The sequence below is a fragment of the Paenactinomyces guangxiensis genome, from assembly GCF_016055185.1.
GTDB lineage: Bacteria > Bacillota > Bacilli > Thermoactinomycetales > Thermoactinomycetaceae > Paenactinomyces > Paenactinomyces guangxiensis.
In genome coordinates this window covers 24,612-41,680 of record NZ_JAECVR010000020.1, presented here as the reverse complement: position 1 = coordinate 41,680, position 17,069 = coordinate 24,612, and the positions used below count along the sequence as shown (strand labels likewise).

The window sequence follows — 17,069 nt, the reverse complement described above, 5'->3', positions numbered from 1 at the left end:
ATTCGGCCTGTTTTTTTGTTATGATTCGACAAAAATCTGCATATTCCTTTTTTCTGTTGGAAAAAGGTTATGTGATGTTTCATTTTCTTTTTAACTGATTTGTTCCTGGTGAGAAGTTATCATCTATTAGGATTTGTCAATAATGGTAGAGCGGTCTCTGTTATACATTGACAGAAAGTAGACGTTATGATACTGTAGTTTGGGTATTTTCTATAATCATGTACATGATCGGTGTTTAAAAATAGAGGAGGTGTCGGACATGCGGGTTAACATTACTTTAGCTTGCACGGAATGCCGTGAACGCAATTACGCACAAACCAAAAATAAACGGAAACATCCTGACCGCATGGAGATCCGTAAGTATTGCCCCCGTTGTAATGCTCACACAGTACATCGTGAAACGAAATAATTCGTATAGAATCGTTTGAATGAAAGATGGGGGTGACAGCATGGCTTTCATCGCAAACATCGGCCGTGGAATTCGGAGAAGCGTCAGCGGAACGGCGGGCTTTTTCCGCGGCAGTGTACAGGAACTGAAAAAAGTGCGCTGGCCTAACCGCAAGGAGATGGTCAGCTATACGCTGGTTGTATTGATTACCGTCGTTTTATTAACCATCTTTTTCTTTATCATTGACCTGGGAATCGCGGAATTAGTTAAATTGGTTAACAAGTAGGCGTAACGCCATAAGGGGGGACAGGGTGAAACCCTGATAAGCATGGATAAGAATTGGTATGTGGTTCACACGTATTCCGGCTACGAGAATAAGGTAAAAACAAACCTGGAAAAGCGCGTCCACTCGATGGAGATGGAGGACAAAATTTTTCGCGTCTTAGTGCCGATGGAAGAAGAAATCGAACACAAAGAAGGAAAAAAGAAAACTGTTATGCGCAAAGTATTTCCGGGTTATGTGTTAGTGGAAATGATCATGACCGATGACTCGTGGTATGTCGTGCGGAACACGCCCGGTGTGACCGGCTTTGTGGGTTCATCCGGGGCTGGCTCAAAACCAACCCCCCTTATGCCGGACGAGGTACAAGCAATCTTGCGCCAGATGGGTGTGGAAGAATCCCGGAACGTAGCAGATTTTGCAACAGGCCAAAGCGTAAGAGTGAAGGAAGGGCCATTCGCCAACTTTGTCGGAACGATCGAGGAAGTGGATTTGAACCGTTCCAAACTAAAGGTGCTCGTCAATATGTTTGGCCGCGAAACCCCGGTTGAGCTGGATTTCTTCCAGGTGGAAAAAATTTAACGCAGGAAAATCTTTTCTGTCTGATCATGTTGTGATAAAGTATTCTTGTTTGTTACCCCCGTCTTTGGGGCGAGCGCAAGCCCGGTTCATTTGGGAGCTTGCCTTTCCGTGGGAGGGGAATACCCGAGAAAACCACATGTTTGAAGGAGGTTGGTTAGCGTGGCCAAAAAAGTGATCAAAGTGGTCAAGCTGCAAATTCCCGCTGGTAAAGCCAATCCGGCACCGCCTGTAGGTCCGGCTCTGGGACAAGCCGGTGTCAACATTATGGGCTTCTGTAAAGAGTTTAACGCCCGTACTGCTGACCAGGCAGGACTCATCATTCCGGTTGAAATTACGGTATACGAAGACCGTTCTTTCACCTTTATCACCAAAACTCCCCCGGCTGCCGTACTTTTGAAAAAAGCAGCAGGAATCGAGTCAGGTTCCGGTGAGCCAAACAAGAACAAAGTAGCGACCATTAAACGCGATAAAGTGCGTGAAATTGCAGAACTGAAGATGCCTGATCTCAATGCGGCAGACGTGGAAGCTGCCATGCGCATGGTTGAAGGTACCGCACGCAGCATGGGCATTGCGATCGAAGACTAATCAAAGCCTGACTGCACTGCCACGAGCAGTTTCGGCTTGTGGGAGGATCATCCGTTACGACCACGAAGGGAGGAAATCATTGTGGCAAAACACGGTAAAAAATATCTTGAGTCTCTGAAGAAAATTGACCGGGACAAAGTGTACGAGCCGGCTGAAGCGTTAGAGCTGGTAAAAAGCATCTCTACCGCTAAATTTGACGAAACAGTGGAAGCTGCTTTTCGTCTGGGAATTGACACCAAAAAAGCGGATCAACAAGTGAGAGGTGCAGTGGTCCTGCCGCACGGAACCGGTAAGACTAAGCGTGTACTTGTTTTCGCCAAAGGTGAAAAGGCGAAAGAAGCGGAACAAGCCGGTGCGGATTATGTGGGTGAAGAAGACCTCATCAACAAAGTAAACCAGGGATGGTTCGACTTTGATGTTGTCGTGGCTACTCCTGACATGATGGGTCAGGTAGGCCGACTCGGCCGGGTGCTCGGTCCTAAAGGTTTAATGCCAAATCCGAAAACGGGTACCGTTACTTTTGAAGTTGAAAAAGCGGTTAAAGAAATCAAAGCCGGTAAAATCGAGTACCGTGCGGATAAAGCAGGTAACGTTCATGCTGCCATCGGCAAAGTTTCCTTTGGTACGGAACAACTGGCAGAAAATCTGCAAACCCTTGCGGAGGCACTATTGAAAGCAAAACCGGCAGCAGCTAAGGGCACATACATGAAGAGCGTGACGGTTTCTTCCACCATGGGTCCTGGTGTAGCGGTAAACGCTCAGCGCCTTGCTGCCCGTTAACTATAAATTTGCCAGCAAAGAAAAGTTGACAAAGCTGATTTCAATCGAGTATGCTTAATTCGCTGCTTGAAAACATGAATATAGCTTTTACCGTAGACAGTAGGTGCGAGGTACGCTTAATTTCCTACCGAGGTAAGATTCTGATTTCAGTACTTACCAGAGCCTTCGACTGTCTACGGAGGCTTTTTCTATTTTATACATGTTAGAAAAACTCCTGATGAGGAGGTGTCCCCATGTCCAAAGCAATTGAACAGAAAAAGGCCGTCGTATCCGAGATCGCTGAAAAGCTCTCCAACAGCAAAAGCACGGTGGTTACCGACTATCGCGGACTCAACGTGAAACAAGTGAACGAGCTGCGCAAACAACTGCGTGAAGCAGGGGTGGAGTTCAAGGTATTGAAAAACACTTTGACCCGCCGTGCAACTGAACAAGTTGGCATGTCAGATCTGGATACTTATCTGACTGGCCCGACCGCGATTGCATTCAGTAACGAAGATGTGGTTGCTCCGGCAAAAGTTCTCTATAACTTCTCCAAAGAAAACAAAGCTTTGGAAATCAAAGGCGGGGTTGTTGAGGGAAAAGTTGTTGGCTTTGATGAAATCAAAGCACTTGCTGACCTGCCATCCCGCGAAGGGCTATTGTCCATGCTTCTTTCCGTGCTGCAAGCTCCTGTACGCAACCTGGCCCTTGCAGTTAAAGCTGTTGCTGAAAAAGACGGCGAAGAAGGAGCGGCTCAAGAGGCGTAATCCTGGTTTGATCCAACTTGAATTTAAAATATGAGAAATGATTGATACAGGGAGGTTTCCTTCATGACGAAAGAACAAATCATTGATGCAGTGAAGAACATGAGCGTTCTTGAACTGAATGAACTGGTAAAAGCAATCGAAGAAGAATTTGGTGTAACCGCTGCAGCACCTGTAGCAGTTGTAGGTGGAGCCGCAGCCGGCGAAGCTGCCGAAGAAAAAACTGAGTTTGATGTAATTCTCAACAGCCCGGGCGGTTCTAAAATCAACGTCATCAAAGTTGTTCGCGGAATCACCGGTCTCGGACTTAAAGAAGCAAAAGCGCTGGTTGATGGTGCTCCGTCTCCGGTCAAAGAAGGCGTATCTAAAGAAGATGCAGAAAAAATCAAAGCAGAACTCGAAGAAGCCGGTGCAAGTGTAGAAATCAAGTAATTGATTTAAATCCGGTCGGACCCGCCGTCATCGGTCGGCGGGTCGCTTTTATATCAGGAGGTACCCGGATGAGCGACCACTATTACTCCCCACAACCTACTTCGCAAAGAGAACAACGCCAATTTCAAGCAAATTTACTGGGACATTCGTTTGTTTTTCAGACCGATGCGGGTGTATTTTCTAAAAAAGGGGTTGATTTTGGTAGTCGTCTGCTGATCGAGACTGCCGAAATCGGGACTGGCGCTTCTGTCCTTGATCTCGGTTGCGGATATGGTCCGATTGGAATTGCACTGGCAGCTTCCTATCCACAAGCGCACATTGTCATGGTTGATATCAATGAACGGGCTGTTAAGCTCGCAGCGGAAAATGCAAACAGAAACCGGGTGGCAGATCGCATCGAGCTGTTAGTCAGTGATGGATTTTCAGCAATCGCCAATCGGCAATTTAATCAGATTCTCTTTAATCCTCCTATTCGGGTGGGTAAAGCTATCATTTACCGCCTGTTTGCAGAGACAAAACAACACTTGAAACCAGGTGGTTCTCTGTGGATCGTGATTCGCAAACAGCAAGGGGCGGGATCAGCCCGGGCGCAACTGGAGCGCCTCTATGAGAAAGTCCGCCTGGTCAAGCAGAAAAAAGGTTATTGCATTATTCAAGCTGTGAGAGATTGATGATTGACATGATTTTCCGCTTGTGATAGTGTTATAAATTGCAGAAAGTCCCTACATTCATGGCTCATTTTTTTGTATGAAAAGTTTTTCAACCAGTTGGTTTATTTATACAATTAACTGGATAACATAGGTAAATAGACTACTTATAGGTGAAAAATGAGGTTGCTGATTAAACCCATTTTCTTTTTTTAGTTTTCACAGCCGCAGTACGATGCGGCTTTCGACTGGGTACGAGGGGGGAGTTTGTTTGGTTGGTAAAATGATCCCATGCGGTCGTCGGCAACGTCGCAGTTATGCCCGTATTAACGAGGTATTGGAATTGCCGAACCTGATTGAGATTCAACAGAAGTCGTACCAGTGGTTTTTAGATGAGGGATTGCGCGAAATGTTTCAAGATATTTCGCCAATTGAGGATTTCACCGGAAATCTGGTACTTGAGTTTATCGATTATAGTTTAGGTGAACCCAAGTATGATGTGGAGGAATCCAAAGATCATCAGGTTACGTATGCTGCACCTCTGCGTGTCAAAGTGCGTCTGATCAATAAAGAAACAGGCGAGGTAAAGGAACAGGAAGTATTTATGGGTGATTTCCCGTTGATGACCGAAACGGGCACATTTGTAATCAATGGAGCTGAACGCGTCATTGTCAGCCAGTTGGTTCGTTCACCCAGTGTGTATTATAACACGAAAGTAGATAAAAACGGTAAGCCAACTTACACGGCAACGGTGATTCCAAACCGCGGAGCATGGCTGGAGTTTGAAACCGACGCGAAGGATATTATCTACGTGCGCATCGATCGCACCCGGAAAATTCCTGTGACGGTTCTTTTGCGTGCTTTAGGTTTTAGCAGTGATGCTGAAATCATTGATTTGTTGGGTGATGATGAGTATGTACGCAACACGCTCGACAAAGATAACACCGGAAATACGGAGAAAGCGCTGATTGAGATTTATGAGCGGCTACGGCCCGGTGAGCCGCCGACTGCTGATAATGCACGCAGCCTCCTGTTTGCCCGTTTCTTTGACCCCAAACGCTATGATTTGGCGAATGTGGGCCGTTATAAAATGAACAAAAAGCTTCACATTAAAAATCGCCTGCTCAATCAAAAGCTGGCGGAATCCGTGATCGATCCGGAGACGGGTGAAATCCTGGCCGATGCCGGACAGGTATTAGAGCGACGGTTATTGGATAAGCTGCTCCCTGTCCTTACAGGTGAAACAGCATTTGGTATGCATGAGCATACGGTTCGCGGCGGAGTGCCGGATGACGGTCCGGTCAAGTTGCAAACTGTTAATATCTTCTCACCGCTCGATGAGGGCAAGGTGATCAAAGTCATCTCAAATGGTGAAGTGGATCAATCGGTCAAACATATTACACCGGCAGATATTATCGCCTCGATCAATTACTTTATCAACTTGTTGCATGGTGTAGGAAGCACGGATGATATCGACCATCTGGGCAACCGCCGTCTGCGTTCTGTCGGGGAGTTGCTGCAAAACCAATTCCGCATCGGCCTTTCCCGCATGGAACGGGTTGTGCGTGAACGGATGTCTATCCAGGATGCCAATGCGATCACACCACAGGCCCTGATCAATATCCGGCCCGTGATTGCTTCGATCAAAGAGTTCTTTGGCAGCAGCCAATTGTCCCAGTTCATGGATCAAACCAACCCCCTGGCGGAACTAACTCATAAACGTCGTCTGTCCGCTCTGGGTCCCGGTGGTCTGACCCGGGAGCGTGCCGGGTTTGAAGTGCGTGACGTTCACCACTCCCACTACGGTCGGATGTGTCCGATCGAAACTCCTGAAGGTCCGAACATCGGTTTGATCAACTCCCTCTCCAGCTATGCACGGATCAATGCTTACGGGTTTATTGAGACCCCTTATCGCCGTGTTGATCCGGATACTGGACAAGTTACAGACCAAATTGATTATCTGACAGCGGATGAAGAGGATAATTACTATGTGGCACAGGCGAACGCACCGCTGGCTGAGGACAATACGTTTCTCAACGAGTCAGTAACCGTTCGCTATCAGGATGAAATTGTAAAAGTGCCCCGTGAACAGGTTGACTACATGGACGTTTCGCCGAAACAAGTTGTCTCAGTGGCTACGGCATGTATTCCCTTCCTCGAAAATGATGACTCAAACCGCGCGTTGATGGGATCAAACATGCAACGTCAGGCCGTTCCTCTTCTCAAACCGGAAGCACCGTTGATCGGTACGGGGATGGAACATATTGCCGCTCGCGATTCGGGTGTGATGATCCGTGCGAAACGCCCCGGAGCAGTGGAGCGCGTAACTGCTGATGAGATCTGGGTCCGTCATGAAGAAGAAGTGGATGGCCGTCTTGTGAAAGGCGACCTTGATAAATATAAAATCATCAAGTTTACCCGTTCCAACCAGGGCACTTGTATCAACCAGCGGCCGGTTGTGCGTGTGGGTGAAAAAGTAAAAGTGGGAGATACCCTGGCTGATGGTCCGTCAACAGAACAAGGTGAATTGGCGCTTGGCCGGAATGTAGTGGTAGCCTTTATGACCTGGGAAGGCTACAACTACGAAGATGCCATTTTACTCAGTGAAAAACTGGTGAAAGAAGATGTGTATACCTCCATTCATATTGAAAAACATGAATCGGAGGCACGGGATACCAAGCTGGGGCCGGAAGAAATTACGCGCGATATTCCAAACGTGGGGGAAGAAGCGCTTAAAAACCTGGATGAGCGTGGGATTATCCGCGTTGGTGCTGAGATTAAACCGGGAGATATTCTGGTTGGAAAAGTGACACCTAAGGGTGTGACTGAACTGACGGCGGAAGAACGCCTGTTGCATGCTATCTTTGGGGAAAAAGCGCGTGAAGTTCGAGATACTTCGCTACGGGTTCCTCATGGACAAGACGGGATTGTCGTTGATGTGAAGGTGTTTACCCGCGAAAACGGTGATGAACTGCCACCTGGTGTAAATCAGCTGGTACGTGTATATATTGCCCAGAAACGCAAAATTTCCGAAGGGGATAAAATGGCTGGGCGCCACGGAAACAAAGGGGTTATCGCCAGGATCATGCCGGAGGAAGATATGCCGTTCCTTCCGGATGGCCGTCCGGTTGAAGTTGTTCTCAATCCTCTCGGTGTTCCTTCACGGATGAATATCGGACAGGTTTTGGAGGTTCACCTGGGCATGGCAGCCAAAGCGCTCGGGATCCACATGGCTACACCTGTTTTTGATGGCGCCTCCGAGATTGATGTGTTTGAAACCTTGAAAGAAGCCGGATTAGATGAGGACGGAAAAACAGTTCTCTATGACGGCAGATCGGGTGAACCGTTTGAAAACCGTGTGACCGTTGGTGTGATGTATATGATCAAATTGGCACACATGGTTGACGATAAGATTCACGCCCGCTCTACCGGTCCTTACTCCCTGGTTACCCAGCAACCACTTGGGGGTAAAGCGCAGTTCGGAGGTCAAAGGTTTGGGGAAATGGAGGTTTGGGCACTTGAAGCTTACGGTGCCGCTTATACACTGCAAGAGATCTTGACCGTCAAATCAGATGATGTTGTTGGTCGCGTCAAAACTTATGAAGCGATCGTCAAAGGAGAAAATGTTCCCGAACCAGGTGTGCCCGAGTCTTTCAAAGTATTGATCAAAGAACTGCAGAGTTTAGGTATGGATGTCAAAATTCTGGCCGAAGATGAGCAAGAAATAGAGATGCGTGAATTGGATGAGGATGAGGAACCGGCCAATGATAAGCTCGATTTTGATCTAGAAGACGAGAAAAACGCTCGGTCAACTTCGTAAACGATGTACACGGGGGACTTTACCGGTCTGCCCGTGTGCACGGGATGAATCCTGAGGGAGGAATCGCCCAATGCTCGATGTAAATAACTTCGAATACATGAAAATCGGCCTCGCCTCTCCTGAAAAAATTCGTTCGTGGTCCCGTGGTGAGGTAAAAAAGCCCGAAACGATTAACTACCGGACACTCAGGCCGGAAAAAGAAGGTCTTTTTTGTGAAAAGATTTTCGGTCCTCAAAAAGACTGGGAGTGTCACTGTGGAAAATATAAACGGGTTCGCTATAAAGGGGTTGTCTGTGACCGTTGTGGAGTAGAAGTGACTCGTGCCAAGGTGCGCCGCGAACGGATGGGACATATTGAATTGGCTGCACCCGTTTCCCATATCTGGTACTTTAAAGGGATTCCCAGCCGAATGGGGCTTGTGCTGGATATGTCTCCCCGCTCTTTGGAAGAAGTCATTTATTTTGCATCCTATGTTGTTGTCGACCCGGGTGCGACCCCGCTGGAGAAAAAGCAGCTCCTTTCTGAAAAGGAATATCGCAGTTATCGCGAAAAATACGGAAAAGCCTTTACGGCAATGATGGGTGCCGAGGCCATTAAACGCCTTCTCTCCGATATCGACCTGGAAAAAGAAGTAGAGCTATTGAAAGAAGAGTTGCAAACCGCTCAGGGGCAACGCCGTAACCGTGCTGTCAAACGGCTGGAAGTACTGGAGGCATTCCGGCATTCCGGTAACCGCCCCGAATGGATGGTTCTCGATGTATTGCCGGTTATTCCACCGGAACTTCGCCCGATGGTCCAATTGGATGGAGGCCGTTTTGCCACGTCAGACCTCAATGATCTTTACCGTCGGGTGATTAACCGCAATAACCGCCTCAAACGTTTGCTTGATCTGGGTGCACCTGATATTATCGTGCAAAATGAGAAGCGGATGTTGCAGGAAGCTGTAGATGCCTTGATCGACAATGGCCGTCGCGGCCGACCTGTCACCGGGCCCGGTAACCGTCCGCTCAAGTCGCTCTCCCATATGCTTAAAGGAAAGCAGGGACGCTTCCGCCAAAACCTGCTTGGTAAACGGGTTGACTATTCCGGACGTTCTGTGATTGTCGTGGGTCCAAACCTGAAGATGTATCAATGCGGCCTGCCCAAAGAAATGGCTCTGGAACTATTTAAGCCATTTGTGATGAAAGAGTTGGTCGCCAAAGGTCTCGCCCATAATATCAAAAGCGCGAAACGGAAAGTGGAACGCGTACATCCGGAGGTTTGGGATGTCCTTGAGGAAGTGATCAAGGAACACCCTGTCCTGTTAAACCGGGCTCCTACCCTTCACCGACTCGGCATTCAGGCATTTGAACCTGTGTTGGTAGAAGGCCGTGCCATTCGCTTGCATCCTCTGGTATGTACGGCTTACAATGCCGATTTTGACGGTGACCAGATGGCCGTCCACGTTCCATTGTCTGCCGAGGCGCAAGCGGAAGCCCGCCTTTTGATGCTGGCAGCCCAAAACATCTTGAACCCGAAAGACGGAAAACCTGTTGTGACGCCTTCACAGGACATGGTATTAGGCAGTTACTACCTGACCGTTCAAAAAGAAGGGGAAAAAGGCGAAGGAAGCATTTTTTACTCCATCTCTGAGGCAATCAATGCTTACCAGCAGGGCTATGTCAGTCTGCATAGCCGAATTGCCATCCCGGCCAGGAAGGTCAACAAAAAGACATTTACGGAAAAACAACGGAATGCCCTGCTGATCACTACTGTCGGCAAGTTGATCTTTAACGAGATCTTTCCGGAAGAGTTTCCGTTTATCAACGAACCGGGGAAGAAAAACTTTTCAGGTACACCCGATCAGTATTTTGTGTTTGAAAAGGGTACAAACATCCGGGAATTTATAAAGCAGATGCCGGATCCGGGTGCGCTCAAGAAAAAAGACCTGGGTGCGATTATCGCCGAATGCTTCCGTCGCTTTGGAACCACGACCACTTCTGAGATCCTGGATAAGGTGAAACAGTTGGGCTACTCTTACTCCACCAAAGCAGGGATCACCATGTCTGTGTCTGATGTAACAGTTCCGGAAGAAAAATCGAAAATCCTCGCTGAGGCGGAGGAAAAAGTTTCGATGGTATTAAAACAATACCGCCGCGGGCTGATTACCGATGACGAGCGATATGAACGTGTCATCTCCATCTGGAGCCAGGCAAAAGACCAAATTACTGAAGTGTTAATGCAGAACATGGGTAAATACAACCCCATCTACATGATGGCCAACTCGGGTGCGCGGGGGAACGTATCACAGATTACCCAGCTGGCCGGGATGCGCGGCCTGATGGCCAATCCGGCAGGTAAGATTATTGAACAGCCCATTCGCACTAACTTCCGTGAGGGTTTGACCGTATTGGAGTACTTTATCTCCACCCACGGAGCACGGAAAGGCCTCGCCGATACGGCGCTCAGAACAGCCGACTCCGGTTACCTGACCCGCCGCCTTGTAGATGTGGCACAAGATGTCATCGTTCGTGAAGAAGATTGCGGTACAGATAAAGGATTAGCCGTATCACGCATGTCTGAAGGCAACGAAGTAATCGAGGGCCTGTTTGACCGTATTGTCGGGCGTACTGCTTTTGAAACCGTCCGTCATCCGGAAACGAATGAAGTGATCGTTGCCCGTAATGAGTTGATCGATGAAGAGATCGCAAGCGAAATCATTAATGCGGGAATTGAAACTGTGATCATCCGCTCTGTACTGTCTTGCCGGACGAAACACGGTGTCTGCAAAAGATGCTACGGACGCAATCTGGCTCTTGGCACCCCGGTGGAAATTGGCGAAGCGGTTGGTATTATCGCTGCTCAATCCATTGGTGAACCCGGTACCCAGTTGACGATGCGCACCTTCCATACCGGCGGGGTGGCTGGTGACGACATCACGCAAGGTTTACCGCGGATTCAAGAGCTGTTCGAGGCCCGAAACCCCAAAGGACAGGCGATTATCAGTGAGATCACCGGTAAAGTGGCTGAGATTCGTGAAGTGAAAGACCGCCGCGAAATCGAGATCGAGGGAGAAGTGGAAACAAAAGTACATCATGTTCCCTATGGTTCCCGCCTGCGCGTAGCTGTTGGCGATGAAGTAAAAGCCGGGGACGAGCTAACCGAAGGTTCTATTGACCCCAAAGAGTTATTGCGTATTAAAGGTGTACATGGCGTTCAGCAATACATCTTGCAAGAGGTACAAAAAGTTTATCGCTTGCAAGGGGTAGAAATTGATGATAAACACGTCGAAGTCATGATTCGTCAAATGATGCGCAAAGTCCGCATCACCGACTCGGGAAGCACGGATCTGCTGCCGGGGTCCGTCGTTGACATCCACGAATATGAAGAAGCCAACCGGAAAGTGTTGCTGACCGGTGGAGAGCCGGCTGTTGCCCGCCCAATCCTGCTCGGGATTACCAAAGCTTCTCTCGAAACCGAATCCTTCTTATCTGCGGCATCATTCCAGGAAACCACACGTGTCCTGACAGATGCGGCGATCAAGGGAAAAGTAGACCGTCTGCTCGGGCTAAAAGAAAACGTGATTATCGGGAAACTTGTTCCAGCCGGTACGGGGATGGCCCGTTATCGTACACTAAAGATTGCACTGGTGAACGAAGCCCAAGAAACAAAAGAAACATCCCCAAAGGAAAAGGTCATGATCGACTGAAGTTTTTCTGTTGACTTTAGTTGATACTGGTGTTAAGATATTTTCGTGTGCTTGGGAACTATTCACTTTGGAGGGCGAATCAATGTCTTATGAAAAAGTGAAACAAGCGAAGTCGTTAACGATTGGCACCAAGCAAACCAGGAAAGCCATTGAACAGGACAGAGTGCAAGAAGTGTTTGTGGCAGATGATGCGGACCCACAAATTACGAACTTGATCCTCTCAATGTGCAAAGACCGGGGAATTGCTGTTGTCCGTGTGGACTCGATGAAACAATTGGGGAAAGCATGTGGCATTGAGGTAGCTGCGGCTACTGCGGCGATCCTGAAGCAAGCGTGATGGAGCGACTATGAAAGGCCGTGTACCACGAAGCTTGGTGCACGGTCCATTAAAATAAAAAGTCGTTCGTGTTTTTTTGATCATGGATGAAACACCTGGATCTGTGGTCTTGATTTTCATTCCAAAGGAGGTGCAGACATGCCAACCATTAACCAGCTCGTACGCAAAGGTCGAAAAAGTAAAGTGAAAAAATCAAAGTCCCCAGCACTGCAATATACTTTTAACACCTTTAAGAAAGAAGTTGTACCACAGAGTGCTCCGCAGAAACGCGGTGTATGCACCCGTGTCGGAACGATGACTCCTAAAAAACCGAACTCTGCTCTTCGGAAGTATGCCCGTGTTCGTTTGAGCAACGGCACAGAGGTTACCGCTTATATCCCGGGAATCGGTCATAACTTGCAAGAGCACTCCGTGGTTCTTATTCGTGGAGGACGGGTCAAAGACTTGCCCGGTGTTCGTTACCATATCGTACGTGGTGCTCTGGATACCACCGGGGTACAAAACCGCAACCAGGGGCGCTCCAAATACGGAACAAAACGCCCAAAAAAATAAATTTGAATAAATGACGGAAAAAATGAAGCAGAAAAGGAGGGGAAAACATGCCACGTAAGGGTCCAGTACCTCGCCGGGATGCTCTTCCTGATCCGATTTATAACAGTAAGTTGGTAACCCGTCTCATCAACCGTTTGATGTATGACGGAAAAAAAGGAGTTGCCCAGCGAATTCTCTATGATGCGTTTGATATCATCCGTGAACGCTCCGGCAATGATCCAATGGAGGTTTTTGAGCAAGCTCTCAAAAACGTAATGCCGGTATTGGAAGTAAAAGCACGCCGTGTAGGGGGTGCAAACTACCAGGTACCGGTAGAGGTGAAGCCGGAACGCCGTACCAGTCTCGGCTTGCGCTGGTTGGTAAGTTATGCACGCCTGCGTAACGAAAAAACTATGCAAGAGCGTTTGGCGAATGAAATCATGGATGCAGCCAACAACTCCGGTGCTGCCGTGAAGAAGAAAGAAGATACGCATCGTATGGCGGAAGCTAACCGTGCATTTGCTCATTACCGCTGGTAATAGATCTCATACTTGTGAACATGAAAGGAGAAATTTCCGATGGCACGTGAGTTCTCCTTAAAAGATACACGCAATATTGGGATCATGGCTCACATCGATGCAGGTAAAACAACGACCACTGAGCGTATTCTGTTCTATACCGGTATTGTTCATAAAATAGGTGAGGTGCATGACGGCGCCGCGACTATGGACTGGATGGAGCAGGAACAAGAACGCGGAATCACGATTACTTCTGCCGCTACTACCGCTCAGTGGAAAGGTCATCGGATCAATATTATTGACACACCGGGTCACGTTGATTTTACTGTAGAAGTAGAGCGTTCCCTCCGTGTATTAGATGGAGCAGTTGGGGTTTTCTGTGCCAAAGGCGGCGTAGAACCCCAATCGGAAACCGTTTGGAGACAGGCGGATCGTTATGGCGTACCACGTATTGCTTATGTGAATAAAATGGATATTTTGGGTGCTGATTTCTACAGTGCCGTTGAACAGATGAGAGAGCGCCTTCAAGCTAATGCTGTACCGATTCAGTTGCCGATCGGTGCCGAGGATACCTTTGAAGGGATCATCGATCTTGTCACCATGCAAGCGATCGTGTACACCGATGATCTGGGAACCACCTCTGAGGCGTGTGAGATCCCGGATGATTATAAAGAAAAAGCTGAAGAGTATCGAACCATGCTCGTGGAAGCTGTTGCCGAGCTGGACGAAGAGTTAATGATGAAGTATCTTGAAGGTGAAGAACTTACCGAAGAAGAGATCAAATCAACTCTTCGCAAAGGTACCTGTGAAGTGAAAATCATTCCGGTCCTCTGTGGTTCTTCTTACAAAAACAAAGGAGTACAACCTCTGTTAGACGCAGTGGTTGATTATCTCCCGTCACCCCTGGATGTTCCTGCCATCCAGGGACAACTGCCGGACGGTACAGAAGCTGTGCGTAAGTCCAGTGATGAGGAACCTTTTGCTGCCCTTGCCTTTAAAATCATGACCGACCCCTATGTCGGTAAGCTGACCTTCTTCCGCGTTTATTCGGGCAGCCTGGATGCAGGTTCCTATGTGCTTAACTCCACCAAAGGAAAACGGGAACGGGTTGGCCGTATTCTGCAGATGCATGCCAACCACCGCCAGGAGATCAGCACCGTATACTCCGGGGACATCGCCGCTGCCGTTGGGTTGAAAGATACCACCACCGGTGAGACCCTCTGTGATGAGAAAAAACCGATCATTCTTGAGTCCATGGAGTTCCCGGAACCGGTTATCAAGATCGCCATTGAGCCCAAAACCAAGAGCGACCAGGATAAAATGGCGATTGCGCTTGCCAAACTGGCTGAAGAAGACCCGACCTTCAGGACTTCTACGGATGAAGAAACGGCTCAAACCATCATTGAGGGTATGGGTGAGCTTCACCTCGATATTATTGTCGACCGCCTCAAACGTGAATTCAAAGTTGAAGCAAATGTGGGTGCTCCTCAAGTTGCTTACAAAGAAACCTTCCGCGGCTCTGCCAAAGTGGAAGGGAAGTTTGTCCGCCAGTCCGGTGGACGCGGGCAATACGGTCACGTTTGGGTCGAGTTCGAACCGCTTGAAGAAGGGGCCGGTTTTGAGTTTGTCAATAAAATTGTCGGTGGAGTGGTGCCCAAGGAATACATCCCGGCTGTACAGGCGGGGATCGAGGAAGCTATGCAGAATGGGGTCGTGGCCGGATTTCCGCTCGTTGACATCCGCGCGACTCTCGTCGATGGCTCTTACCACGATGTCGACTCCTCGGAAATGGCATTTAAAATCGCCGGTTCCATGGCGCTTAAAGCGGCGAAAGGCAAATGTAACCCAGTCATTCTCGAACCAATGATGAAAGTGGAAGTTACAGTGCCGGAAGAATACATGGGTGACATTATGGGTGACATCAACTCCCGCCGTGGACGTGTAGAGGGAATGGAAGCGCGTGGCGGTGCCCAGGTTGTTCATGGAATGGTTCCACTCGCCGAAATGTTTGGTTACGTAAACACTTTGCGTTCCCGTACGCAAGGCCGTGGTACCTTCTCTATGCAGTTTGACCATTACGAAGAAGTGCCGAAGAACATTGCGGAAGAGATCATCAAGAAAGCTTCCGGACAGTAAAGCCTGCTCCAAAAGAAACTGGTGAAGCGGTTCGCCGCTTCCCGGATTTCCTATACATTTAATCAAAAAATACTTATTCCTGAATAAAGGGAGGATTTTGAGTCATGGCTAAAGCCAAGTTTGAACGTACAAAACCTCACGTTAATATTGGTACCATCGGTCACGTTGACCACGGTAAAACCACTTTGACCGCTGCGATTACCACTGTACTCGCAACAAGAGGTGGTGCTCAAGCGACAGCTTACGATCAAATCGATAAAGCACCGGAAGAAAGAGAGCGCGGGATCACCATCTCTACTGCTCACGTAGAGTATGAAACAGACAATCGTCACTATGCTCACGTTGACTGCCCGGGTCACGCTGACTATGTGAAAAACATGATTACCGGTGCAGCACAAATGGATGGTGCGATTCTCGTTGTATCCGCTGCTGACGGCCCAATGCCGCAAACCCGTGAGCACATCCTGCTTTCTCGTCAGGTAGGAGTTCCATACATCGTTGTATTCCTGAACAAAGTTGATATGGTAGATGACGAAGAGCTTCTCGAACTCGTCGAAATGGAAGTTCGTGAACTTCTGTCCGAATACGAGTTCCCGGGAGATGACATTCCGGTTATCAAAGGTTCCGCATTGAAAGCTCTTGAAGATCCGTCTGGTGAATGGTCCAAAGCCATTGACGAACTCATGGCTGCTGTTGACGAGTACATCCCTGAGCCGGAGCGCGACACCGACAAAACCTTCCTCATGCCGGTTGAAGACGTATTCACCATTACCGGTCGTGGTACGGTTGCTACCGGCCGTGTAGAGCGTGGAGTTGTTAAAGTGGGTGACGAAGTTGAGATCGTTGGACTCGCAGAAACCCGTAAAACTGTTGTTACCGGGGTAGAAATGTTCCGCAAGCTGCTCGACTCCGCTCAAGCAGGGGACAACATCGGTGCTCTCCTTCGTGGTGTTGAGCGTAAAGATGTCCAACGCGGACAAGTTCTTGCTAAACCTGGCAGCGTGAATCCGCATACCAAATTTAAAGCTCAAGTATACGTTCTGTCCAAAGAAGAAGGTGGTCGTCATACCCCATTCTTCTCCAACTACCGTCCGCAATTCTACTTCCGCACCACTGACGTAACCGGTGTTATCAAGTTGCCGGAAGGTACCGAAATGTGCATGCCTGGCGACAATGTAGAGATGGAAGTTGAACTGATCGCTCCCATCGCGATCGAAGATGGTACCCGTTTCGCGATTCGCGAAGGTGGACGCACGGTAGGTGCCGGTGCAGTTACCGAGATCATTGAGTAATTGCTGCTGATAAAAAAAGCTGTTAACCCTTGCGGGATAACAGCTTTTTTATATCTTTGCGAGCAAGAGAACCACTTGCTTTTGCTATAGGGATGAGAAAGGGATAAGGAGGTTCAATCCTCTCACAAGTCCGATATTTTTTGAAAAAGCCTATTTAAAAACACGCATTTCTTTACTCACATTTACCTGGGTTGCTATTTGAAAAGTAGATAGTGGATCCGATTGTACAAGTCAATCGTCCTTGCTTTGAACGTCAGATCTGAAAATCGACAATCAAGCAGTAAATACAGCCTAAGACTGGCAACTAAAC

Annotated in this window: 15 protein-coding genes and 1 other annotated feature; all 15 genes read left to right on the top strand. The window is 48.4% G+C overall.

Features of this window, described 5'->3' with window-relative positions:
* Positions 1-259: 259 nt before the first annotated feature.
* The 15 genes from rpmG (at position 260) to tuf (ending at position 16,759) form a co-directional block, all read left to right on the top strand.
* Positions 260-409 carry a 50S ribosomal protein L33 gene (gene rpmG, locus I8U27_RS16385; RefSeq protein ID WP_181753765.1) on the top strand — a complete coding sequence of 50 codons (150 nt, stop codon included), beginning with the start codon at positions 260-262 and terminating at the stop codon, positions 407-409.
* A 40-nt stretch (positions 410-449) separates the two neighbouring features.
* Complete coding sequence (gene secE / locus I8U27_RS16380) at positions 450-674, top strand: preprotein translocase subunit SecE (RefSeq protein ID WP_181753767.1); 225 nt, start codon at positions 450-452, stop codon at positions 672-674.
* 42 nt (positions 675-716) lie between these two features.
* Positions 717-1,250 (top strand): transcription termination/antitermination protein NusG, encoded by a 534-nt coding sequence (gene nusG, locus I8U27_RS16375; RefSeq protein ID WP_181753770.1) that lies wholly within the window; start codon positions 717-719, stop codon positions 1,248-1,250.
* Positions 1,251-1,409: 159 nt separating this feature from the next.
* A complete protein-coding gene (rplK, locus tag I8U27_RS16370; protein ID WP_181753772.1) occupies positions 1,410-1,835 on the top strand; it encodes a 50S ribosomal protein L11 in 426 nt (141 codons plus the stop codon).
* 81 nt (positions 1,836-1,916) lie between these two features.
* Positions 1,917-2,615, top strand: coding sequence for a 50S ribosomal protein L1 (rplA, locus tag I8U27_RS16365; protein ID WP_181753775.1), 699 nt, complete (start codon positions 1,917-1,919; stop codon positions 2,613-2,615).
* 72 nt (positions 2,616-2,687) lie between these two features.
* Positions 2,688-2,814 (top strand) — a sequence feature (ribosomal protein L10 leader region).
* 34 nt (positions 2,815-2,848) lie between these two features.
* On the top strand, positions 2,849-3,361 hold the full coding sequence (gene rplJ, locus I8U27_RS16360) for a 50S ribosomal protein L10 (RefSeq protein ID WP_181753777.1): 513 nt from the start codon (positions 2,849-2,851) through the stop codon (positions 3,359-3,361).
* Positions 3,362-3,424: 63 nt separating this feature from the next.
* Positions 3,425-3,790 (top strand): 50S ribosomal protein L7/L12, encoded by a 366-nt coding sequence (rplL, locus tag I8U27_RS16355; RefSeq protein ID WP_181753779.1) that lies wholly within the window; start codon positions 3,425-3,427, stop codon positions 3,788-3,790.
* Between the two features lie 68 nt (positions 3,791-3,858).
* Positions 3,859-4,461, top strand: coding sequence for a class I SAM-dependent methyltransferase (locus I8U27_RS16350; RefSeq protein ID WP_181753781.1), 603 nt, complete (start codon positions 3,859-3,861; stop codon positions 4,459-4,461).
* Positions 4,462-4,720: 259 nt separating this feature from the next.
* Positions 4,721-8,257, top strand: coding sequence for a DNA-directed RNA polymerase subunit beta (gene rpoB, locus I8U27_RS16345; protein ID WP_374057942.1), 3,537 nt, complete (start codon positions 4,721-4,723; stop codon positions 8,255-8,257).
* A 70-nt stretch (positions 8,258-8,327) separates the two neighbouring features.
* Entirely contained in the window at positions 8,328-11,945 is a 3,618-nt protein-coding gene (gene rpoC / locus I8U27_RS16340) for a DNA-directed RNA polymerase subunit beta' (RefSeq protein ID WP_181753785.1), read from the top strand.
* 82 nt (positions 11,946-12,027) lie between these two features.
* Entirely contained in the window at positions 12,028-12,282 is a 255-nt protein-coding gene (locus I8U27_RS16335; RefSeq protein ID WP_181753787.1) for a 50S ribosomal protein L7ae-like protein, read from the top strand.
* A gap of 138 nt (positions 12,283-12,420) precedes the next feature.
* Complete coding sequence (rpsL, locus tag I8U27_RS16330) at positions 12,421-12,834, top strand: 30S ribosomal protein S12 (protein WP_181753789.1); 414 nt, start codon at positions 12,421-12,423, stop codon at positions 12,832-12,834.
* Positions 12,835-12,881: 47 nt separating this feature from the next.
* Positions 12,882-13,352: a 30S ribosomal protein S7 gene (rpsG, locus tag I8U27_RS16325; protein ID WP_181753791.1), complete on the top strand. Its 471-nt coding sequence runs from the start codon at positions 12,882-12,884 to the stop codon at positions 13,350-13,352.
* Between the two features lie 39 nt (positions 13,353-13,391).
* Positions 13,392-15,467 carry an elongation factor G gene (gene fusA / locus I8U27_RS16320; protein ID WP_181753793.1) on the top strand — a complete coding sequence of 692 codons (2,076 nt, stop codon included), beginning with the start codon at positions 13,392-13,394 and terminating at the stop codon, positions 15,465-15,467.
* 104 nt (positions 15,468-15,571) lie between these two features.
* The gene (tuf, locus tag I8U27_RS16315; protein WP_181753795.1) at positions 15,572-16,759 is read left to right on the top strand and encodes an elongation factor Tu; all 1,188 of its coding nucleotides are present in this window, start codon (positions 15,572-15,574) and stop codon (positions 16,757-16,759) included.
* Positions 16,760-17,069 lie beyond the last annotated feature (310 nt).